Consider the following 20,846-nt stretch of genomic DNA (forward strand, 5'->3'; position numbering starts at 1 on the left):
TCTGAACTCCATATCGGCCACGTCATCTTCCAAGGCGCTCGCTCCGGCAASGGGGCGAGCGCCTTCGTACTTCTAGCGGATGAGCTGATTCATTTCCAGAATCGGCATCATCACCGCCAGCACAATCAGCAGCACAAATCCGCCCATCAGCAGGATCAGCGCGGGCTCCAGCAGCGCCGTCATCGCCATGGCGCGCCGTTCCAGATCGCGCGACAGGTTCTGCGCGCCGCGATCCAGCAGCTCGGGCAAGCGGCCGGTTTTTTCGCCGCTGGCGATCAAATGCACCAGCAGCGACGGGAACACTTTCTGCGCGCCCAATGACGCCGACAGCGCCGCGCCTTCGCGCACGCGTGCCGATGCTTCGTCCACCGCCAGGCGCAGCACATCGTTGCCCAAGGTGCGGCGCGCGGCTTCCAGCGCGGTCAACAATGCCACGCCGCTGCCGCACAAGATCGCCAACGTGGAGGCAAACCGCGCAGCGTTCACGCCCAGCACGAAGCGTCCGGCCAATGGCAGCTTCAGCACGCGCGCATGCCAGGCGCGCCTTGCGGCAGGCGCGCGCAAGGTATAGCGCCACAGCACAATGGCCGCCACCAGCGCCACGCCCGTCACCGCGCCCCATTCGCGCACATAGTCCGACAGCCCCAGCATCACGCGGGTCAGCAACGGCAGTTGCTGCTTGGCGTGGTTGAACGCCGACACCACTTGCGGCACCACATAGCCCAGCAGAAAAATCACGATGATGACCGACACGCTGGCCACCACCGCAGGGTAGATGAACGCCGTCATCACCTTGCTGCGCAAGGTGTTGCGTTCTTCGATGTAGTCGGCCAGCTTCTCCATCACTTGCGCCAGGTCGCCGGACTCTTCGCCCGCGCCGATCAGCGCGCGATAGATCTCGGGAAAGTCACGCGGCCGGGCGGCCAGCGCGGTAGACAGGCGATGGCCCGCGCGCACGTCGTCGCGCACGCTGCCCAGCGTTGCGGCGATATGTTTTTTTTCGGCTTGCTCAAGCGTGGCCGACAGCGCGGCATCCAAGGGCAAGCGCGCGGCCAGCAGGCTGGCCAGCTGACGCGTCAGCCACGCCAGATCCGCGTCCGACAAGCGGGTGCGCAGGCTGGCGCCAAGGCCTTCCGCGCGCGCCGCCAATGCCGTGGACAAGGGCAACAAGCCACGGCCGCGCAACTGGTTGCGGGCGCCGCGTTCGGTGTCGGCATCAATCGTGCCGCGCACGATTTTTCCTAACGCGTCAGTGGCTTCGTATCGAAAGGAAGGCATGGTGAAAGCAGGGGCTGCGCGAACGCAAAGCACATCAGAAAAATGCAAATGCAAAACGCGCAAAAGCCCCGAATTTAAAGGGTTTCAAGCCGATATGTTGCATGTCAAATATGACCGTAGTGTTGCACTGTCACCCCGTATACTCCGACGCGCTTTCACGTTTTTTCACACGATTTCACGTCTCCAGGCACCTACCTCGTCATGCGTCACATCGCGCAATTCAGCCTTGCAGTCTTGCTTGCGGCAAGCCAAATCGGACCGGCAATCAGCACGGCCCATGCTCAACAGGCGGACAACCGCGTCAGCCTGAATTTCGTCGACACCGACATCCCCGCCGTGCTGCGCGCGTTGTCGCTGTTCACGCAGCGCAACTTTCTGGTGGACCCGCGCGTCAAGGGCAAGCTCACGCTGGTGTCGGACCGGCCCGTGGACAGCGGGCAGGCCTTGTCGATGCTGACGGGCGCGCTGCGCTTGCAGGGCTTCGCCATCGTTGATGTGGATGGCGTGACGCGCGTGGTGCCCGAAGCCGACGCCAAGCTGCAAGGCAGCGCGGTGGTGGGCAACACGCGGCCAGCGACGAGCGTGGGCGGTGCGCCCGCAGGGGGCGCTGCACGTGGGCCGGTGCCGGTTTCGGCATTCGCCAAAGGCGGCGGCAACAGCGGCGAAATGCTGACGCGCGTGTTCCCCTTGAAGTACGAGAACGCGGCGAACCTGGTGCCCGTGCTGCGCCCGATGGTGCCGCCGAACAACCCCATCAACGCGTATCCCGGCAACAACACGCTGGTGGTGACGGACTACGCCGATAACCTGGAACGCATCGCGCAGGTCATTGCGCGCATCGACGTGCCCAGTTCGATCGACACGGACGTGGTGCCGGTGCAATCCGGCATCGCCACCGACATCGCAATTCTGGCGTCGCAGTTGCTGGACACGCAAAGCAGCGACCCCACGCAACGTATTGCGGTCGTGGCCGACCCGCGCAGCAACAGCGTGCTGGTGCGTTCGGGCAGCCCGGCGCGCACGCGTTTGGCGCGCGACCTGATCCTGAAGCTGGACGCGCAGCAGAACCGCGCGGGCAATCTGCACGTGGTGTACATGCGCAACGCGCAGGCCACGCGCATCGCCGAAGTGCTGGGCGGCTTGCTGACGGGGCAGGCGAACTCGGCGCCGGGCGCGACGGGCGGGGCAAGCGGCGGCTCGGGTGGCGCGCAAGGCGGCGCGCGCACGCAGAACACGTCGGCCAGCGGCATGCAGTCGGGGCAGGGCATGTCCGGCATGTCCAGCAATACTGGCTCGTCCAAGGGCGGCTTGTCGGGCGAGCAAGAGCGCATTGCGCGTGAAGACAACAGCACGCAGGCCGTGTCGTATTCGGCGGGCGGGGCCACCATTCAGGCCGACCCGTCCACCAATTCGCTGATCATCTCGGCGCCGGAACCGCTGTACCGCAGCTTGCGTGAAGTGATCGACCAGCTGGACCAGCGCCGCGCGCAGGTGCTGGTGGAAAGCCTGATCGTGGAAGTCAGCGAAGAAAAGGCCGCCGAATTCGGCATCCAGTGGATGACCGGCGCGGGCAACATCAACAGCAACGGCACCAGCTTCATCGGCGGCACCAACCTGGGCGGCAGCGGCATCACGGGCAACGGCCCGACGTCGATCGACGCCCTCGGCGGCGGCTTGAGCCTGGGCGTGGTCAAGGGCACGGTTGATGTACTGGGCAACAAGGTGATCAACCTGGGCGTCTTGGCGCGCGCCATGCAGAACACGGGCGAAGCCAACATCCTGTCGACGCCGAACCTGCTGACGCTGGATAACCAGTCGGCCAGCATCCTGGTGGGCAAGACGGTGCCGTTCGTGACGGGCCAGTACGTGACGTCGGGCAGCAATGGCAGTTCGAATCCGTTCCAGACGATCGAACGCGAAGACGTGGGCCTGAAGCTGAACATTCGTCCGCAGATTTCGGAAGGCGGCGCGGTGAAGCTGGACATCTACCAGGAAGTCAGCACCATTGATGAAAGCCGTTCCAATTCCACCACCGGCATCGTGACCAACAAGCGCGCCATCGACACCAGCGTGTTGATCGATGACGGCCAGATCATCGTGCTGGGCGGCCTGATGGATGAAAACGTGACGTTGACGTCCAACAGCGTGCCGGGCTTGGGCTCGCTGCCGGTGATTGGTTCGCTGTTCCGCTACGACACGCGCAAGCGCACGAAGACCAACCTGATGGTGTTCCTGCGTCCCTACGTGGTGCGCGACGCGAACCGCAGCGCCAGCGTCACGATGGACCGCTACGACTACATGCGCCGCGCGCAAGCCGCGGTGCAGCCGGGCGAACACTGGGCGCTGCCCGACATGCAGGCGCCGATGCTGCCCACGCCGGGTTCCGCGCCGACGGTATCGAACAATGYCTATGACCTGCGCCCCGAGCAGCAGGCGGCCACGCTGCGCCGTCCGCCGCCCGCCACCGTGGAATCGTTTGCGGTGCGGCAGTATCCGGGCATGACGCCGCAGCGTTCCGCGTCGGCGCCCATTCGCGTGTCGCAATCGCTTATGCATAGCGTGGCCGTGGACCCCGAGTCGCTGCTATGAGCGCGCATCCCTTGCCCTATGCCTGGGCCCGCGCCCAGCGCGCCGTGCTGTCGCTGCGCGCGGGGCAGGCGCAGTTGACGGTCAGCCCGCGCACGCCGGAATGGGCGGTGCGCGAGATTCGCCGCTGCCATGGCGATATCGCGCTGGCGCAGGTGGATGACGAGGCGCTGGAAACCTTGCTGACCGCCGCGTACAGCCATTCCGAAGACGCCGCATCGGTGATGGGCGTGGCGGAAAACGAGATCGACCTGGATCGCTTGTTGCAGGACATGCCCGAAGTGGCCGACTTGCTGGAAGCGCAGGACGATGCGCCCGTCATTCGCATGATCAACGCGCTGTTCGCCCAGGCCGCGCGCGATGGCGCAAGCGATATCCACATCGAGCCGTTTGAGATGCACTCGGTGGTGCGTTACCGCGTGGATGGCACCTTGCGCGATGTGGTGTCGCCGCGCAAGGCGCTGCACGCCGCGCTGATTTCGCGCATCAAGATCATGGCGCATCTGGACATCGCCGAAAAGCGTTTACCGCAGGACGGGCGCATTGCGCTGCGCGTGGGCGGCCGGCCAATTGATGTGCGCGTGTCGACGTTACCCACCGGCCACGGCGAACGCGCGGTTCTGCGTTTGCTGGATAAAGAAGCGGGGCGCTTGCAGCTGGAACGCCTGGGCATGTGCCCCACGGTGCTGACGCAGCTGGACCGCCTGATCCGCCAGCCGCACGGCATCGTACTGGTCACGGGGCCGACCGGCAGCGGCAAGACCACCACGCTGTATGCGGCGTTAAGCCGTCTGGATTCGGCGACGAGCAACATCCTGACGGTGGAAGACCCCATCGAGTACGACTTGTCGGGCATCAGCCAGACGCAGGTCAACGCCAAGATCGACATGAGCTTTGCGCTGGCCCTGCGCGCCATTTTGCGGCAAGACCCGGACGTGATCATGATCGGCGAAATCCGCGATCTTGAAACCGCACAGATTGCAGTGCAGGCGTCGTTGACGGGCCACTTGGTGCTGGCCACGCTGCACACCAACGACGCCGTGTCCGCCGTGACGCGCTTGACGGACATGGGCGTTGAACCCTTCCTGTTGGCCTCGTCCTTGCTGGGCGTGCTGGCGCAGCGGCTGGTGCGCAAGCTGTGTCCGGAATGCAAGAAGCCATCGATGCAGGACGGCATGCGTGTGTTTCATCCGGTGGGCTGCCCCACGTGCAACCACACGGGTTACAGCGGGCGTTCGGGCATCCATGAGCTGTTCACGGTGGATGATGAGGCCCGCAGGCTGATCCACGAAGGGCGCGACGAACGAGAACTGCGTCTGGCCGCCACGGCAGCCGGCATGCGCACCATGCGGCAGGACGGCCAGCGCTGGGTGGAAGGCGGGCAGACCTCGCCCGAGGAAATCGTGCGCGTCACGCGCGACGCGTAGCGCTGGGTCGGGCGGCGCTGGGTCGGGCGGCCGCTGTCGTGCCATCGGCAGGGACAGCGGCAGGGACAGCGGCAGGGACAGCGGCAGGGACAGCGGCAGGGACAGCGGCAGGGACAGCGGCAAGGGCAGCAGCAGGGGCAGCGGCAGGGGCAGCGGCAAAGGCAGCGACAAAGGCAGCGACAAAGGCAGCGACAAAGGCAGCGGCAGTAACGTTTGGCGCCGCCTTACTTCCCGGTGCCGAACGTCACGGTGTCGCCCGAACGGCGGCCTAGCGTAGACATCAATCCATCCAGCGCTGCCCGTTGTGCTTCATTGGCCGACGCCGCGTAGGTCGCCTGGCCTTCAAAGCTGACGCCGCGCGCACCGGCATTGCCTTGTCCCGTGACGGTCAGCAAGCCGCTTTCGGTCGTGAGCGCGAGCGTCGCACCCGCCTTGCCCGCACTTTGCACGCGCAGCAGATACGTGCCAACGGGCGTGACAGAGGTCAGCGCGGTGCCGGCATTGCGCCAGCGCAGGTCGGCAATGGGGCCGGCCGGCAAGTCACCGCCCAGCCGCAACGCCTGCCAGTTGATTTCCAGCATGCCTTCGGGCGCCAGCGTGTTCCACGGCGCGCCAAGCGCAGGCAGCACGGACGCAGGCACGCGCAACGACTGCGCCGGCACCGACAGGCCATTCCAGCTGACCCGCGCACGCAGCGGCCCTTGCAGCCAGGGGTGCGTAACCTCTAGCGCCATCGTGTCCCAACGCCATTGCCACTGCACGGCTTGCGGCAGCACGCGCTGTGCGCCTTGAGGCCCAAGCGCAATCCAGGCGCTGCCGCGCCATAGGGTGCCGCTGGCATCGGCCAGCGCAACGACGGACGCGTCCGATTGCAACGCCAGCAGCCAGCGCGCGGGCAGCACGCTGACGCCAGCCGCCACGGCGCATGCCGCGCCGGCCAGCCAGAGCGCGGCGGTACGTCTGTTCAAGCGGGGTATCGGCATCAGCGGGCTCCTGCCTTGTCGGGCAGCGCCAACGTCACGCGGCCGTTGACCAAGCCGGGCAGCGGCCTGCCGTTCGGATTGGCGGCGCGCGTCAGCGCCACGTTCTGCGTGGCCAAGCCCCAATCGCGGCCCGCGCCATCCAGCCAGCGCAGCAGCGCGGAAGACGGCGCCTGGTTCAACGTCAGTTGCACGCCCGTGCCGGATTCCGCTTGCGCTAGCGTCCACATGCCCGCGGGCAGCCCCGCGCGCTCCAGGCTCGCGCCGAGTTCAGCGGGGGACGGCATCGAGGCCGACGGCGCTGCCGAGCGCTGGCGCAACGTGCGCGCTTGGGTGGTCAGGTCGGCTACGGTGGCGGCCTGGCCGCGCAACACGGGCAGTTCGGCCTGTAGCTTGCGCATCGTGTTCAAGGGCGGCTCGATCAGCGTCACGAACACCACCGCAGCGCCCAGCAGCGCGGCGGCGCCCGTCACCAGACGCCGTTCGCGCGGCGCCAGGGCCAGATACCGCTGCCGCGCGCGGGCAAGCGCCGGGTCGATGGGTTTGCGCAGGGATTGCCAGGCGGCTTGCAGGCGCAGAATCGATGAATGAAAGCGTAGCGAAGTCATGGTTGCTTGCGCAGGATGCGCCAGGTGTTGTCGGTGTCACCCCGTTCCAGCTTCAGGCCGAGCGCGGCGGCTTGCTGGATCAGCGCGGGGGTTTCGGCGACGCGTTGGGCTTTGTCGTCGGCGTCCGCCAGTTGCAGCGTCAGCGCCTGATCGGCGTAGGTCAGCTTTGCGACCTTGTCGGCTGCAAACGGCAGCGTTTGCGCAGCGGCGCGCGCCAGCGGCAGGAAGTCCGCCGCGCTGGCGGCCCCCCGATTGGCTTGCAACGCGTCCAGGCCTTGCTGCGCCTGGCGCGGCGGGTCCAGCACCACGGGCAAGTCAGGAAAGGCGGCCAGCACCTGCTGGCGCATGCCGGCTTTCAACGCGTCGGCTTCGGCGTTCAACTGAGAGGCATGGATGTTCAGGCCTGCGATCCAGACCACCGCCGCCGCCGCGCCCCAGCGCCACACCGGCCGCCAGCGCGACACGCGGGCGGGCGCCAGCTGCGGCATGGCAAGCGACCACGACGGCGACGGCGCTTGCCAGCGCGGGTCGGCCGGGTCGCGTAGCGCAAGCGATGACGGGGGCGCCAGCGTTTGCGGCGCGATCAACGCGTAAGCGCGCAGGCCATGCGCGTTAAGCAGGCTCCAGGCGCGGCGCACGGGCTCGCGTGGCGACCAGGCCAGCGCGACGCTGCCATCGGCGGCACGTGGGCCAAACCCGATCGCCAACGCATCCAGGTCGCTCAACACCAGCGGTTCCAGCGCACTGTGAACCGCCGCGGCGTAGCGGGCGCGCGCCACGGCGGGAATCTGCACCGTCGTGGCGATGACATCGGCGGGATGCAGTACCGCTTCGCACGTGGCGTTGGGATAGGCGTTGCCCAGCGCGCGCAAGGTCAGCTCGCCTTGCTGCGCGCAACGTCCGCGCCGGTCGAACCAGGCAAAGGGCAGGGGCGAGTCGGCGGTGAACTCGTCCAAGGCCGGAAGCGCAATGCGCAGGGAATTTTTCAAGGGTTCTCTCTTGTCCAGATCGTGTCGGGCGCGGCGGGCGGGGCGCTGCGCACCAGGGCTTGCATCGACACCCGGGCGCGTTCATAGACCACGGTGCCGCTTGCCATGAACCAGCCACTGGCGGTGGTGACGGTGGGCGCAGCCCCTTCGATACCCGTGCCAGCCAGGCGGTTGGCGAAGTCGCCGGCGTTGTTGAACCAGTTGCCGCGGTCGCGCTCGCCGGTCATGGCGCGCGCCTGGGCAAGCGACAGGCCAGGCACCAGCGCCGCGATGACTTCGGCGGGCGCGGTGTTGACGTTGACGCTGGTGGCGGTGGGCAGCACGGTCATCGTGCGGCGCATTGCGTTGCGCTCGGGCGTGTCCAGACCCAGCTGCGCGGCAATTTCATCTACGCCCCGCGGCAGCGGCGCGCGCGCATTGGGCGTGGCCGTGGGCTGGCCGTTGGTGGATGACGGCGCGTCGGCCGCCAGCGCGGGGGGCTGGGCGGCGGCGATGATGTCGATCAGGTGGGCGGCCAGCGTGTCGGGCAGTTGCTGCACATTCAGCAAGCGGCGCAGCACTTTTTCCTGCTCGGGCTGCGGCACGCCATTGCGCGCCAGATTGCTCAGGTTGTACTTGCCCTGTTCGTCTTGCACGCGGCCCGAGAACACGGCCACGCGGTCGTCGCCCGGCCGTTCGATACGGGTGTCGAGCACAGGCGTCGCCCAGATCTGATCGCCGCGCGTCGTGGATTCACGCTTGCCGTGATCGCGGATGACCAGGCGCGCCCAGTCGATGCCGCCTGCCAGCATCACGCGGGCCTGCACGCGCGACAGCTCGTTTTCCATGCGGCGGGTGCTGGCGGTCTGGCGCTGGAACAGGCTGGTCGTCAGCGCGGCCACGATGGCCACGATGATCAGCGCGCTGATGACCGCGGCGCCACGCTCGCGGGGCGAGGGGGAGCGCGATGGTTGGCGTGATGTTGGCTGCGCGGGTGAGGGCGATGATAGTCGCGAAGGCGGACGCAACGCCGTGCGCGATGATTGGCTCGTCATGGCAGCTCCAGGATGCGCGTGTAGCGTTGCGGCGCCGCGGCCGCGCCGCGCTCAAGCGTAATTTCGATGCCGGTGGGCGCGGTGCCAAAGCTGGCGTTGACGTCGACCCAGCCGGTGCCGGGCACCCAGGCGCGCACGCTCAGCACCCGCACCCCCGGCAACAGCAGCACGCCATTCACGGCAGCCGGAAGCGGGCTGCGCGGGGCGGCCGGCCCGCTGGCGCGCCATAACCCATCTGCCCGCACTTGCCACTGCACGCGCTGCCACAGGCCGTTGCCATCGGCATCGGGACGCAGCAGTTCCAACGTCTGGCCGCCGCTGGTTCGCCGCAGCAGGCGCAGGCCGCTGGTCAAGGCCAGGGCGTCTTTGCCCGGCGAATCAAAACTTGGGCCGGTGTAAGACAGCTCTACATCGCGCGCCATCTGGCCCAGCGTACGCACGATGGCGTCGGTGTCTTCGGCCTGCTGTTCGATCCAGTCGCGTGCGTTTGACACACTGGCCAGCCCGCGCCAGGCCATCAGGCTCACCAGCGCCATCAGCGCCAGCGCCACCAGCACTTCAATCAGCGTAAAGCCGCCCTGCGCACGGCGGGCGGGAGTTGGGAACGCGCGGTGCATCGTCATCGCAGGCTGGACAGCAGCCCGTCCAGTTGCAGCAGCACGGCGTCGGGCCGCGGCGAGGCCGTGTCATGCACGTTGACCGACACCTGACGGAAGCTGCGGTTCATGGAATTGGTAAAGACCAGTTCGCATTGCAGCGCGCGCCCGCCTTGCGGGCAGGGCACCGTCTGCGAACCGGCGCGCGGCAGGCTTTGCTCCAGCCGCAGTTGCGTGAGCGCGTTCTGCGCGGCCAGCAAGGCCAGCGTCTTGTCCTGCAAGGCGCGATTGTTGGCCGACATCACGCCCGTCGCCCGCAGCGCGGCCGCCATCGCAACGGCAATGATGGCCAGCGCCACCAGCACTTCAATCAGGGTGAAGCCACGCTGGCGATCAGCGGGGCGGGGCGGTTCAGCGGATGTCATAGCGGCCGGAGGCGTCGCGTTGCAAGGTGACGGTGGCGTCCCCCGCGCGCAGGGTCAGTGTGATCGGGTCGGCAACCCATTCGGTGTTGAAGACAAGCGGGCGGTCAGGGGTCAGGCGCAGTTGCACCACGCCCGCCTGCCAGGATTGCGGGCGCAGCATCTCGTCGTGCTCCAGGCGGTCAACCGGCACAGGCACGTCTTCCTGTGCGCTGGGGCCGGGCAAGCGGCCCGCGCGTTCAAACGACCAGCCCTGGTCATTCGCCAGCCACCGGATGGCGCGGCCATCGCTGCGGGCTTCGCTTTGCGCCACGGTGAACGCGTCCGCCAGGCGCTGCGCGTCGGCCCGCAGGCCGTTGTCGCGCTTGCCGATGGACAGGCTCACCATGCTGGCGGCAATGGCCACGATCACCAGCACCACCAGCACTTCAACCAGCGTGAAGCCGCGCTCAGAGTTCCCAGGAACCGATGTCGGCATCGCCGTTTTCGCCCCCGGGCTTGTTGTCGGCGCCGAACGAGAACACATCGATATCGCCCTTCACGCCGGGGCTCAGGTACTGATAAGGATGACCCCAGGGGTCATTGGGCAGCTTGTCCAGATAGCCACGCCAGTTGTTGGCGCCATCCGGCTTTTCCGCCAGCGCGCGCAGGCCCTGAGCGGTTGTGGGGTAGCGCCCGTTATCCAGCCGGTACAGCTTGAGCGCCTGCATGATGCCCCCGATATCCTGGCGCGCGGCCACCTGCCGGGCCTGATCGGGGCGATCCAGCACGCGCGGCACAATCAGGGCCGCCAGAATCCCCATGATCACAATCACCACCATGATCTCGATCAGGGTGAAACCTTGCTGGCGGGCAAGCCCGCGCGGTAACTGACGCACTTTACAACTCCGGTCTTTCGGTAGAAGCCCGGAATTGTGGACATGAAATATGACAGTAATGCGGTGCGAATCGGCCGGCCTGCTACCATGGCCCTTCTACAAGGAGCGGTAATGGCTACAAAAGAGAAGTCTTCGACTGGTTTGGCGGCGTTGGTTGAAAAGGCGCTTCAACAGAAGAAGCTGGCTGCCGCCACGCAGAAGCCGACGGGATCATCCCTGTCGAACATGGCGGGACGCAAGCAAATGGGCCGGCCCGCTGGCCGCAAACGCTGATTGGCAGATTGGTTTGCGGATTGAAGGGCGCTTGAAAGGACGCGCCGCCTGATTCGCATAGACGGGGCTTTGAAGAACGCATCGTTCGACGACGCATCGTTCAACCAAGCATCGTTCAACCAAGCATCGTTCAACCAAGCAACGTTCAACTAAGCATCGTTCTACGACGCAAGGTTCGACCACTCAGCATTTAATTCACCTGCGCAATTCCCGCCGGCGCTACCAACGCGGCGGGGGTGGCCAGGCGATTCATTCTTCCCCCCTGTTCTACCGTCACGGCGTCCACGGCGATATCGCGCAACACGATACCCGGGGCGACTTCATCGCCTGTGCGCCACGCCAATGGCGGGCCGCCATCCACGCTTAGCACGGCCGCGCCATCGGGTCCGGCTGCGATCAAGCCCAGCACGCTGATCTGCGTGCGCATCACTTCGTCTTTGCCGAACCATAACGCTACCGGCGTGTTGTCGGCTGCGCGCGGCGCGCTCGCGGATACTGCGGGCGGCAGCGGGCCGGGGCGTGGGGCCAGCAGAATGGACGCCCACACGCCTACGCCTGCGGCGAAAGCCAGCACGGCAAGGACGCGCAGCGCGGCGGGTGCGGAGGGCAGGGCGGGGCGGAAAGACAGCGGCATGGGGCAGCGACGGCGCAAAAGAGGAAGCGAAAGAGGAAACGAAAGCAAGGCGAAAAGCGACGCGCCCGACTATAGCGGTTGTTCATGACAAGCCCGCGATGGTCTTTTGTTCCGGGATTCAGGTTCTGTACAGCTTTCTGTCATTGGCCTTACACGGCGCTTATCCAGAATGCGGTCACGCTTGGGCTTAACAGCCGGGCATTCATTCGATCCAACTGGGAACCCGCATGCAAGACACGAATCAAGCCAATCGCCGCCGACTCCTGAAGATGCTGGGAGGCGCGCCGATGCTGCCGATTGGCGGCGTCAGCATGGCTGCGCTGCTGGCCGGCTGTAATTCGAGCGATGACGATGATGACTCGTCCACCCCGCAGCCCAACCCTGATCCCAATGCGCCCGTGACGCCCGGTACGCCGGTGACGTTCACGTCTGCCTCGTTCACGCCGATGGCCGCGCCCACGCTGGCCAACCCGGAACTGATGGCGCGCACGACGGTGAGCTCGGCCTTGTCGCTGACGTTCAGCGATGGGTCCAAGCGCACGGTTGAGCTGGGCTACGAGCCGTTCTTCATGACGGGCGATACCGTGCCGGACGGCAAGGGCGGCACGATGGTCGCGGGCGGCTACTTCAACCTGGCCGGCGCGCCCATCATGGACAACTCGGTGCCGGCCAAGGCGCGCCAGTTCTTCTCGAACTGTCCGGATGGCACGTCGCTTCTGGCTTTGTCGGCGCCCACGACGGTGCCCGGCGTTGCTGGCAACGCTGTCTACGCCGTGGTGCAGTTCGAATACCAATCGATGGACCAGGCCGGCAATGACATGTATGGCCTCTTGCCGTCGCCGATTGCCGTGCTGACGCTGTCGCAAGACCCGAACACGGGCAAGCTCAGCCTGGTGAAGTACAGCAATGTGGATACGTCGTCGGTGCATGGCCTGTGGATCACCTGCGGCGCCAGCCTGTCGCCGTGGGGCACGCATTTGTCCAGCGAAGAATACGAGCCGGACGCCACCACCGCCCGCACCACGCCGTCGTTCCAGACCTATAGCTTGAACGTCTACGGCGATGCCACCAAGGCCAATCCGTACCACTACGGCCACATGCCCGAAGTGACGGTGCTGCCGGACGGCACCGGCACGATCAAGAAGCACTACTGCATGGGCCGCATCTCGCACGAGCTGGTGCAGATGATGCCTGATCAGCGCACCGCGCTGATGGGCGACGACGCCACCAACGGCGGTCTCTTCATGTTCGTGGCCGACCGCAAGGCGGACCTGTCGGCCGGCACGCTGTACGTGGCGCAATGGACGCAGACCTCGGGCACGGGCCCGGGCGCCGGCACGCTGAAGTGGATCAAGCTGGGCCACGCTACCAGCGCGGAAGTGAAGGAACTGGCTGACCAGCTGACGGCCGCCGACATCATGGACGTGCGCACCATTGACCCGGCTGACGGCTCGTTCACGAAGATCCGCTACAGCGGCAAGGACAACTGGGTGAAGCTGCAACCCGGCCGCCGCCAAGCCGCGGCCTTCCTGGAAACGCACCGCTATGCGGCGATGGTGGGCGGCACGCTGGCCTTCACCAAGATGGAAGGCACCACCGTCAACGCCAAGGACAAGATTGCCTACAGCGCGATGTCGCGTATTGAATCGTCGATGATCGACGGCAAGGTTGCGGGCCTGAAGGTCGAAGCGAACTCCGCTGGTGCGGTGTACCAGCTGCACATGAAGGCGGGCCAGGTGGATACCGACGGCAGCGCGATCGACAGCGAATGGGTGCCGGTGGACATGGGCGCCGTGACCGAGCTGATCGGCAAGCCCCTGGCCACGCCGGATGCGCTGGGCAACACGCACAACGCCGATTTCATCTCGAACCCCGACAACCTGAAGTTCTCGGAAAAACTGCGCACGCTGTTCGTGGGCGAAGACAGCGGCGGCCACGTGAACAACTTCATGTGGGCGTACAACGTGGACACCAAGGCGCTGTCGCGCTTGCTGTCCTGCCCGGTGGCGGCAGAATCCACCGGCTTGCAAGCGGTGGACGAGATCAACGGCTGGACCTACATCACCAGCAATTTCCAGCACGCGGCCGACTGGGGCAGCGTGCATGCGGTGGTGCGTCCCACGCTGGAACCGCTGGTCAAGGCCAACTACAAGGACGGCTTCGGCGCAGCGGTGGGGTATCTGACAGGCGTGAAGATCGGCGCATAGGATCGCGCATAAGACCGCGCAAAGGATCTCGCACAGGACCGCGCAAAACACCGCGCAAAACACCGCGCACAGGACCGCGCATAAGACCGGCACTCCGGCAGCGCACCGCGGCCTTGGCCCTGTCGGGTTGACGCCGTGATATCAGGGGGCCGGCTTGCCGGTCCCCTGATGCATTTTTAGCCCCGGCGTTGGCAGATCAGATGCCGGCAGGGACTCATTACATGCGTGTAACGGCGCACGCGGCCCCGAGGGCTGCCTCCTACACTCGGCGTCGAAGGCCGCGCCTCCGGCGCTCGGCCTCGCAGTTGCCCCACGTGTTGTCTCAGTTTTTTCACTGTTGGTTCGTTACCGCAAGGAGCGTACACATGAAAGATCCAAGCCATCCCGATCGCCGCCGAGTCCTCAAGATGCTGGGTGCTGCGCCGATGCTGCCAGTTGGCAGTACGGGCATCGCGGGCATCGCCGCGTTGCTGTCAGGCAGCCAGTCCGGCGCGTCCACCGACCATCAACCCGCCACCTTCCTGTCCGCCGAATTCATCTCGATGCCCGCGCCCACGCTGGCCGACCCGCAACAGCTGGCCCGCACGACGGTCGAGTCGGCGATGGACCTGGTGTTCAGCGACGGCTCGCGCCGCCGCGTGCAACTGGGCTACGAGGCGTTCTTCATGACAGGCGATGCCGTACCTGATGGCCGCGGCGGCACCGTTCTTGCGGGTGGCATTTATGACATCCACGGCGCGCCCATCCTGGACCGCTCGGTGCGCGGCCGCACGCGCCCGTTTTTCTCGGACTGTCCCGATGGCATGTCCTTGCTGACGCTGGACCGGTCCGAAGGCGAAGCCGACGGCGCGACCGGGCCGCCTGCGCGCACCGTGTACGCGGTGGTGCAGTTTGAATACGTCACGCGCAACCAAGCGGGCGCCGACATGTGGGTGCGGCTGCCGTCGCCGATGGCGGTGCTGACCTTGTCGCAAGAGCTGTCCACCGGCAAGCTCAGCCTGGTGAAGTACAGCAATGTGGACACCGCGCCGGTACATGGCTTGTGGAACACCTGCGGCGCCAGCCTGTCGCCCTGGAACACCCACTTGTCCAGCGAAGAGTACGAACCCGACGCCACCACGGCGCACGCGTCCGAATCGTTTCGCGACTTCAGCCGTCATGTGTTCGGCGATGCCAAAAAAGCCAACCCCTATCACTACGGTCATCTGCCAGAGGTAACCGTGCATGCCGACGGTACGGGCACGGTCAAGAAACACTATTGCCTGGGGCGTATCTCGCACGAGCTGGTGCAGGTCATGCCCGACCAGCGCACCGCACTGATGGGCGACGACGCCACCAACGGCGGCCTCTTCATGTTCGTGGCCGACCGCAAGGCGGACTTGTCGTCCGGCACCTTGTACGTAGCGCGCTGGACGCAAACCTCCGGCGTCGGCCCCGGGGCGGCCACGCTTACCTGGATTCGATTGGGCCACGCGACCAGTGATGAGATCGAAGACATGGCCGGCCAGCTTACCGCCGCCGACATCATGGACGTGCGCACGCAAGACCCTGCAAACGCCGCCTACACGCGTATTCGTTTTGACGGCAAAGACAACTGGGTCCGGCTGCATCCCGGACGCCGGCAGGCCGCTGCCTTTCTGGAAACGCATCGCTACGCGGCGCTTGCCGGCGGCACGCTGGCGTTCTCGAAGATGGAAGGCACGACGGTGAACGCGCGGGACAAGATCGCGTACACCGCCATGTCGCACATTGAATCTTCCATGACCGACGGCACCTCGCCGCACCTGCATGTGCAAGGCCCGGAAGCGGGCGCGGTGTATCAGATGCGCATGATGGCCGGGCAGGCGGACACCGAGGGGCGGGCGATTGCCAGCGATTGGGTGCCCGTGGACATGGCCGCCGTGCCAGAGCTGGTGGGCGAAATGCTGCCGCAACCCGATGCATTGGGCAACAGCCATCATACGGACCGGGTGTCAAACCCCGACAACCTGAAGTTCTCGGAAACGCTGCGCACGCTGTTCGTGGGCGAAGACAGCATGGGGCGCATCAACAGTTTCCTGTGGGCGTTCAACGTGGACACCCGCGTGTTGTCGCGCGTGCTGGCTTGCCCCGTGGCCGCGGAATCTACCGGCCTGCACGCGGTGGATGAGATCAACGGCTGGACCTACATCACCAGCAGTTTTCAGCACACGGCTGACTGGCACCCCGTGCATGCCACGGTGCGGCCGGTGCTGGAACCGCTGGTGAACGCCCGCTACCGCGACGGCTTTGGTGCGTCGGTAGGCTATTTGACCGGAGTGAAAATCACCCCTTGATTCACACGCGCAAGACAGCTTGAAGGGTTGCGCAAAAGAATCCTGATTCGACGATCAATCTTTCTGCCCTTTGTTTCATGGGTCTTTCACGTTGGGCCGCCACTATGTGCCCAGCGAAAAACCCTGTTCATGAAACGAGAAGAGAAGATGCAAGCATCGAATTGGAGAAGATGGTGCGCCATGTTGCTGGCCACCAGCGCATTGGCGGGCTGTGGGGGCAGCGATGACGACGGCGAGGACGCGACCCCCGCACCGCCGACGCAGCCGCCCGTTACCGAGCCGGGGCAGGCCAAGGTCGACAAGGTGTTGTTCATTGGTGTCGACGGCCTGACCTATGACGCCATGCGTCGCGGCGTGGCGGACAAGACGCTGCCGAACATTGGCCAGTTGACCGCCACGCGCGCCTGGACGGGCGGCGTCACGGGCAGTGTGACGCAGCAGGCCACGCTGGCCGCGCCCGGCTGGGCGACGCTGCTCTCGGGCCAGTGGGCCGACGTGCATGGCGTGCGGTCGAATGCCGCGGGCCAGGCGCTGAAGGCGGCCAGCCTGTTCCAGCGTGTGAAGGCGGCGCATCCTGAGGCGCGCACGGCCGGCGCGTTCAACTCGCCCTTGCTGGCCAGCCTGGTGGGCAGCGACCGCGATGCCGGTTACCTGCAAGCCTTGACCGATTGCGCAGGCGTGGACGATTGCGTCGCCACCCAGGCGCGCGACCGCATCACGGAAGGCTATGACCTGGTGGTGGCGCAGTTCGGCGCGCCGGAACGCGCGGCGTCCGATAACGGCTTTGGCGCCAACTACGACGCAGTCATCCGCCAGACGGACGCGGCCGTGGGCGTGCTGGCCAAGCAGATCGCCGACCGCCGTGCCGAACACCCGAACGAAAACTGGCTGATGGTGGTGACGTCCAGCCACGGCCTGGGCAAGACGGGCGTGGGCGACGGCCTGCCGCTGTCGGCCAACAAGACCATCGTGCTGGCCTCGAACCAGCCGGCGATGTTGGGTGGCACCGCGGACGACGCCTCGTTTGATGGCGTCTGGGACAACAATTGGTATGCGCTGCCCAGCGCCGCCGATGTGGCGCCCACGGTGCTTGCGCACTTGAGCGCGCTGCCCGCCGCGGGCCAGTACGACATGGCCGGCACGTCGCTGTCTGAAACCTTGGCGGTGCGCCGCGTTCAAGCGCGCACGTCCATGGACAACAAGACCGTGACCTTGTCGTGGGTGCGCGTGGGCGAGCCTGATGGCGACATCGTGGTCAGCCGCGATGGCGTTGAAGTGGCCCGCCTGCCCGGCACCGCCACGGACTATGCCGATACCGGCTTCACCTTCGACACCGAAGGCGTGCACACGCTGAACTACAGCGTGTCGGCCGGCCRCGCCGTCAGCGCCACACGCGCTTCGGTGCTCTACGCCAAGCCCGTGCCGCTGCTGGCTTCCTTGCGCACGGGCCTGACGATGTTGTTCCCGTTCGAAGGCAATGTGACCGACCTGGCGGCAGGCGGCGGCGTCATCACGCCGTACGACGGTGCGCAGGCCCCGGCGTTTGCGGATGCCGGCGTGTTCGGCAAGATGTTCCAGAACGAGCGCGGCTCGGCCGCCCTGGGCGCCTTCAAGCTGGACTACCCGGCAGGCATGCTGGACAGCGTGCAGGCGTTCACCATCGGCTTCTGGTATCAGTCGGACGGTACGGCGAACGACCGTTCCATTCTGGGCAACAAGGACTACAACTCCGGCGGCAACCCTGGCATCACCATTGCCCAGTGGGCCGGCCCCGAGCTGCGCTTCAACCTGGCGGGCGGCACGCGCGTTGATATCAACGGGGTGAAGTTCACGCCGAACAAGCCGGTCTACATCGCCATGGCCATCGACAAGACGGCCAAGACCATGACCGCCTACGTGTACGACAGCGAAATCGGCTTCTCGCGCCGCGTCACCGGCACGGCCGCGGTGAACCTGGCGCAGATCGCTGGCGTGTTCGGCCCGCACATTGGTCTGAACGAAGACGGCCGCGGCACCTACGGCATCTGCTGCGCCGGCACCAAAGGCCCGTACACGATGTATTTCGACGACCTGGCCTTCTGGTCCCGCGCGCTGACCGAAGACGAAGTGAAGTCGCTGGCCATGTCCGGCAAGTCCGTTTCCGAACTGTTTCCCTGATGTTTCCTGGATAGAAAAAACATGAGTCATTCCATGATCTTGCGCAACCTTCTGCGCGCTGGCGCGGTGCTGATGCTGACCGCCACGCTGGCCGCCTGCGGCGGTGATGACGGCGACGACAGCACGCCGCCCGACAACGGCGGCGGCACCGAAACGCCCACGCCCACGCCCGTACCGCCCACGCCGGCCAAGCCCGAACTGCGTTGCGCGCCTTGAGCCGCGCCTCTTACCGAGTCATAGGAAAAGCATCCGTGAAGTCCGAAAAAGACCCGATCCACGCCGGCAAGCGCCGCTTCCTGCGTAACGCCGCCGCTTCCACCGCCGGCCTGACCGCGCTGTCGATGTTCCCGCCCGCCATCCGCCGCGCGCTGGCCATTCCGGCCAACAACCGCACCGGCACCATCAACGACGTTGAACACGTGGTGATCCTGATGCAGGAAAACCGCTCGTTCGATATGTACTTCGGCACGTTCAAGGGCGTGCGCGGTTTTGGCGACCGCATCACGATTCCGCTGCCGCAGAACCGTTCGGTGTGGGAGCAGACCAATGGCACCCGCGTGGTGATGCCGTATCACCTGGACAGCACGCAGGGCAACGCCCAGCGCGTGTCCGGCACGCCGCATGATTACGTGGACGCGCAGATGGCGTGGGACGGCGGCCGCATGGACCAGTGGCCGCGCTACAAGCAGAACCAGTCGATGGGCTACTACCGTCAGAAAGAGGTGGCGTTCCAGTTCTCGCTGGCCGAAGCCTTCACGCTGTGCGACGCCTATCACTGTTCGTCGCACGGCGGCACCAACACGAACCGCTTGTTCCACTGGACCGGCACGAATGATCCGCTGGCGCAGGGCAACGGCCCGTCGACCCGCAACCAGTGGGACAGCCTGGGTGCGTCCACCACCGGCTGGACGTGGATGACGTACCCGGAACGTCTGCAAAAGGCGGGCGTCAGCTGGAAGGTTTACCAGAACCTGCCCGAGAACTTTGGCGACAACCCGCTGGCCGGCTTCCAGCAATACCGCCGCGCCAACGAGCAGGCGGGCAACGCCGCCAGCGGTTCGCCGTACCCGGCCTGGACGCCCAGCATGGACGCCGCCAACCCCTTGTACAAGGGCACGGCCAACACCATGCCCGACGGCGGCTTCCTGCAATCGCTGCGCGACGACGTCAACAACGGCACCTTGCCGCAAGTGTCGTGGATCGTGGCGCCTGCCACGTATTCCGAGCACCCCGGCCCGTCCAGCCCCATCCAGGGCGCGTGGTACATCCAGGAAACGCTGGATGCGCTGACGTCGAACCCGGACGTCTGGAGCAAGACGGTGCTGTTGATCAACTTCGACGAAAACGACGGCTACTTCGACCATGTGCCGTCGCCCGCCGCCCCGTCGCTGAACGCGGATGGGTCGATGGCCGGTGCGTCCACCGTCAACACCGACCTGGAGCGCCACACGCACGCGTCCGCTCAGGATGCGGCGGATAACCGCGTCTATGGCCCCGGCCCGCGCGTGCCGATGTATGTGGTGTCGCCGTGGAGCCGTGGCGGCTGGGTCAATTCCCAGGCGTTTGACCACACGTCGGTGCTGCGTTTCCTGGAAGCCCGTTTCGGCGTGGCGGAAGACAACATCAGCCCGTGGCGCCGTGCGGTGCTGGGCGACCTGACCTCGGCCTTCAACTTCGCCACGCCCAATGACGAGAAGCTGCCTGACTTGAATCTGTTGACCCGTTCGGGCTCGGACCAGGAGCGCGCGGCGCAGGAAGCGCTGACCGCCGTGCCGCTGCCGGACACGACGACGCAGGCCAAGCCGGTGCAGGAAAAGGGCTACCGCTACGCGCGCGCCTTGCCGTACGAGCTGCACACCAGCGGCCGCAGCCAGCCCAGCACGGGCAACATGTGGCTGCTGTTTTCCAACACGGGCAAGCAGGCTGCCGTCTTCCATGTCTATGACCGCCTGCATCTGGACCGCCTGCCGCGCCGCTACACGGTGGAAGCGGGCAAGCAACTGGAAGGCAGCTGGGACACGGCCGCTGACGGCGGCAAGTACGACCTGTGGGTGCTGGGCCCCAACGGCTATCACCGCCACTTTGCCGGCGACCTGGCCTTGGCGCGCACGTCGCAGCTGGACCCGGAAATCCGCGTCTGCTACGACATCGCCAATGGCGACGTCTATGTCAGCTTCATCAACAGCGGCAAGGACGCCTGCACGTTCGAAGTCACGCCCAACGCTTACTACACCAACAATGAGCGGTGGACGCTGACGGTGCCGGCGGGCAGCAAGGTGGAACAGCACTGGGCGCTGGAAGCCAGCGGCCACTGGTACGACTTCACGGCCCGCCTGGCCGAAGACCCGTCGTACCTGCGCCGCTTCGCCGGCCACGTTGAAACGGGCAAGACGTCCATCACCGACCCGGCGATGGCGAGCTAAGCCCCAAGGGCGTAAGCCCTAAGCAGGCAAGCCCTGAGC

At 66.1% G+C, this 20,846-nt stretch carries 18 protein-coding genes; 8 read left to right on the forward strand and 10 right to left on the reverse strand.

The window, feature by feature from the left end; genetic code table 11:
- Window positions 1-72 precede the first annotated feature (72 nt).
- Window positions 73-1,278, reverse strand: coding sequence for a type II secretion system inner membrane protein GspF (gspF, locus tag AC1DSJ_RS07590; RefSeq protein ID WP_054426370.1), 1,206 nt, complete (start codon window positions 1,276-1,278; stop codon window positions 73-75).
- A gap of 201 nt (window positions 1,279-1,479) precedes the next feature.
- Between gspF and gspD the strand changes: the two genes are divergently transcribed.
- Both gspD and gspE read left to right on the forward strand, forming a co-directional pair.
- Window positions 1,480-3,867, forward strand: a complete 2,388-nt coding sequence (gspD, locus tag AC1DSJ_RS07595) for a type II secretion system secretin GspD (protein ID WP_476760289.1) — start codon at window positions 1,480-1,482, stop codon at window positions 3,865-3,867.
- Window positions 3,864-5,291, forward strand: coding sequence for a type II secretion system ATPase GspE (gene gspE, locus AC1DSJ_RS07600; protein WP_441371221.1), 1,428 nt, complete (start codon window positions 3,864-3,866; stop codon window positions 5,289-5,291). The genes gspD and gspE overlap by 4 nt, the downstream gene beginning before the upstream one ends.
- Before the next feature lie 224 nt (window positions 5,292-5,515).
- Here gspE and AC1DSJ_RS07605 read toward each other — a convergent pair whose 3' ends face one another.
- Genes AC1DSJ_RS07605 through gspG form a run of 8 tightly spaced genes read right to left on the reverse strand, consistent with a single transcriptional unit; the run spans window position 5,516 to window position 10,798 of the window.
- Window positions 5,516-6,274 carry a type II secretion system protein N gene (locus AC1DSJ_RS07605; RefSeq protein WP_441371222.1) on the reverse strand — a complete coding sequence of 253 codons (759 nt, stop codon included), beginning with the start codon at window positions 6,272-6,274 and terminating at the stop codon, window positions 5,516-5,518.
- Window positions 6,274-6,879, reverse strand: coding sequence for a type II secretion system protein GspM (gspM, locus tag AC1DSJ_RS07610; RefSeq protein ID WP_441371223.1), 606 nt, complete (start codon window positions 6,877-6,879; stop codon window positions 6,274-6,276). The genes AC1DSJ_RS07605 and gspM overlap by 1 nt, the downstream gene beginning before the upstream one ends.
- Window positions 6,876-7,868 (reverse strand): type II secretion system protein GspL, encoded by a 993-nt coding sequence (gene gspL, locus AC1DSJ_RS07615; RefSeq protein WP_441371224.1) that lies wholly within the window; start codon window positions 7,866-7,868, stop codon window positions 6,876-6,878. The genes gspM and gspL overlap by 4 nt, the downstream gene beginning before the upstream one ends.
- Window positions 7,865-8,902 (reverse strand): type II secretion system minor pseudopilin GspK, encoded by a 1,038-nt coding sequence (gene gspK, locus AC1DSJ_RS07620; protein ID WP_441371225.1) that lies wholly within the window; start codon window positions 8,900-8,902, stop codon window positions 7,865-7,867. Before gspK ends, gspL begins: the two co-directional genes overlap by 4 nt.
- Window positions 8,899-9,525 (reverse strand): PulJ/GspJ family protein, encoded by a 627-nt coding sequence (locus AC1DSJ_RS07625; RefSeq protein ID WP_054426102.1) that lies wholly within the window; start codon window positions 9,523-9,525, stop codon window positions 8,899-8,901. Before AC1DSJ_RS07625 ends, gspK begins: the two co-directional genes overlap by 4 nt.
- Window positions 9,522-9,923: a type II secretion system minor pseudopilin GspI gene (gene gspI / locus AC1DSJ_RS07630; RefSeq protein ID WP_054426100.1), complete on the reverse strand. Its 402-nt coding sequence runs from the start codon at window positions 9,921-9,923 to the stop codon at window positions 9,522-9,524. Before gspI ends, AC1DSJ_RS07625 begins: the two co-directional genes overlap by 4 nt.
- Window positions 9,910-10,398 carry a type II secretion system minor pseudopilin GspH gene (gspH, locus tag AC1DSJ_RS07635; protein ID WP_054426098.1) on the reverse strand — a complete coding sequence of 163 codons (489 nt, stop codon included), beginning with the start codon at window positions 10,396-10,398 and terminating at the stop codon, window positions 9,910-9,912. The genes gspI and gspH overlap by 14 nt, the downstream gene beginning before the upstream one ends.
- Window positions 10,370-10,798 (reverse strand): type II secretion system major pseudopilin GspG, encoded by a 429-nt coding sequence (gene gspG / locus AC1DSJ_RS07640; protein ID WP_054426097.1) that lies wholly within the window; start codon window positions 10,796-10,798, stop codon window positions 10,370-10,372. Before gspG ends, gspH begins: the two co-directional genes overlap by 29 nt.
- Before the next feature lie 42 nt (window positions 10,799-10,840).
- On the opposite strand from gspG, the gene AC1DSJ_RS07645 reads away from it, so the two are divergent.
- A complete protein-coding gene (locus AC1DSJ_RS07645; RefSeq protein ID WP_342067412.1) occupies window positions 10,841-11,071 on the forward strand; it encodes a hypothetical protein in 231 nt (76 codons plus the stop codon).
- 190 nt (window positions 11,072-11,261) lie between these two features.
- On the opposite strand, the gene AC1DSJ_RS07650 is transcribed toward AC1DSJ_RS07645, so the two are convergent.
- Window positions 11,262-11,705 (reverse strand): general secretion pathway protein GspC, encoded by a 444-nt coding sequence (locus AC1DSJ_RS07650; protein WP_054426095.1) that lies wholly within the window; start codon window positions 11,703-11,705, stop codon window positions 11,262-11,264.
- Window positions 11,706-11,932: 227 nt separating this feature from the next.
- Here AC1DSJ_RS07650 and AC1DSJ_RS07655 point away from each other — a divergent pair, with 227 nt between their 5' ends.
- The 5 genes from AC1DSJ_RS07655 to AC1DSJ_RS07675 all read left to right on the forward strand — a co-directional run bounded on the left by AC1DSJ_RS07655 (window position 11,933) and on the right by AC1DSJ_RS07675 (window position 20,807).
- Window positions 11,933-13,912 (forward strand): PhoX family protein, encoded by a 1,980-nt coding sequence (locus AC1DSJ_RS07655; RefSeq protein ID WP_441371226.1) that lies wholly within the window; start codon window positions 11,933-11,935, stop codon window positions 13,910-13,912.
- A 365-nt stretch (window positions 13,913-14,277) separates the two neighbouring features.
- The gene (locus AC1DSJ_RS07660) at window positions 14,278-16,227 is read left to right on the forward strand and encodes a PhoX family protein (protein ID WP_441371227.1); all 1,950 of its coding nucleotides are present in this window, start codon (window positions 14,278-14,280) and stop codon (window positions 16,225-16,227) included.
- 147 nt (window positions 16,228-16,374) lie between these two features.
- Window positions 16,375-18,384 carry a LamG-like jellyroll fold domain-containing protein gene (locus AC1DSJ_RS07665; RefSeq protein WP_476760290.1) on the forward strand — a complete coding sequence of 670 codons (2,010 nt, stop codon included), beginning with the start codon at window positions 16,375-16,377 and terminating at the stop codon, window positions 18,382-18,384.
- Between the two features lie 21 nt (window positions 18,385-18,405).
- Window positions 18,406-18,600 (forward strand): hypothetical protein, encoded by a 195-nt coding sequence (locus tag AC1DSJ_RS07670; protein WP_054426089.1) that lies wholly within the window; start codon window positions 18,406-18,408, stop codon window positions 18,598-18,600.
- A 35-nt stretch (window positions 18,601-18,635) separates the two neighbouring features.
- Complete coding sequence (locus AC1DSJ_RS07675) at window positions 18,636-20,807, forward strand: phosphocholine-specific phospholipase C (protein WP_441371229.1); 2,172 nt, start codon at window positions 18,636-18,638, stop codon at window positions 20,805-20,807.
- The last annotated feature ends 39 nt before the right edge of the window (window positions 20,808-20,846 follow it).

The sequence above is a fragment of the Achromobacter sp. 01N37 genome, assembly GCF_056399725.1.

Excerpts from the sequence above, each read along its gene's own strand:
- gspE (WP_441371221.1), top strand. The coding sequence starts at position 3,864 with ATGAGCGCGCATCCCTTGCCCTATGCCTGGGCCCGCGCCCAGCGCGCC.
- AC1DSJ_RS07645 (WP_342067412.1), top strand. The coding sequence starts at position 10,841 with ATGAAATATGACAGTAATGCGGTGCGAATCGGCCGGCCTGCTACCATG.
- gspI (WP_054426100.1), bottom strand. The coding sequence starts at position 9,923 with ATGACATCCGCTGAACCGCCCCGCCCCGCTGATCGCCAGCGTGGCTTC.
- AC1DSJ_RS07605 (WP_441371222.1), bottom strand. The coding sequence starts at position 6,274 with ATGCCGATACCCCGCTTGAACAGACGTACCGCCGCGCTCTGGCTGGCC.
- AC1DSJ_RS07655 (WP_441371226.1), top strand. The coding sequence starts at position 11,933 with ATGCAAGACACGAATCAAGCCAATCGCCGCCGACTCCTGAAGATGCTG.
- AC1DSJ_RS07670 (WP_054426089.1), top strand. The coding sequence starts at position 18,406 with ATGAGTCATTCCATGATCTTGCGCAACCTTCTGCGCGCTGGCGCGGTG.
- gspH (WP_054426098.1), bottom strand. The coding sequence starts at position 10,398 with ATGCCGACATCGGTTCCTGGGAACTCTGAGCGCGGCTTCACGCTGGTT.
- AC1DSJ_RS07660 (WP_441371227.1), top strand. The coding sequence starts at position 14,278 with ATGAAAGATCCAAGCCATCCCGATCGCCGCCGAGTCCTCAAGATGCTG.
- gspM (WP_441371223.1), bottom strand. The coding sequence starts at position 6,879 with ATGACTTCGCTACGCTTTCATTCATCGATTCTGCGCCTGCAAGCCGCC.
- gspK (WP_441371225.1), bottom strand. The coding sequence starts at position 8,902 with ATGACGAGCCAATCATCGCGCACGGCGTTGCGTCCGCCTTCGCGACTA.
- AC1DSJ_RS07650 (WP_054426095.1), bottom strand. The coding sequence starts at position 11,705 with ATGCCGCTGTCTTTCCGCCCCGCCCTGCCCTCCGCACCCGCCGCGCTG.
- AC1DSJ_RS07625 (WP_054426102.1), bottom strand. The coding sequence starts at position 9,525 with ATGACGATGCACCGCGCGTTCCCAACTCCCGCCCGCCGTGCGCAGGGC.
- gspF (WP_054426370.1), bottom strand. The coding sequence starts at position 1,278 with ATGCCTTCCTTTCGATACGAAGCCACTGACGCGTTAGGAAAAATCGTG.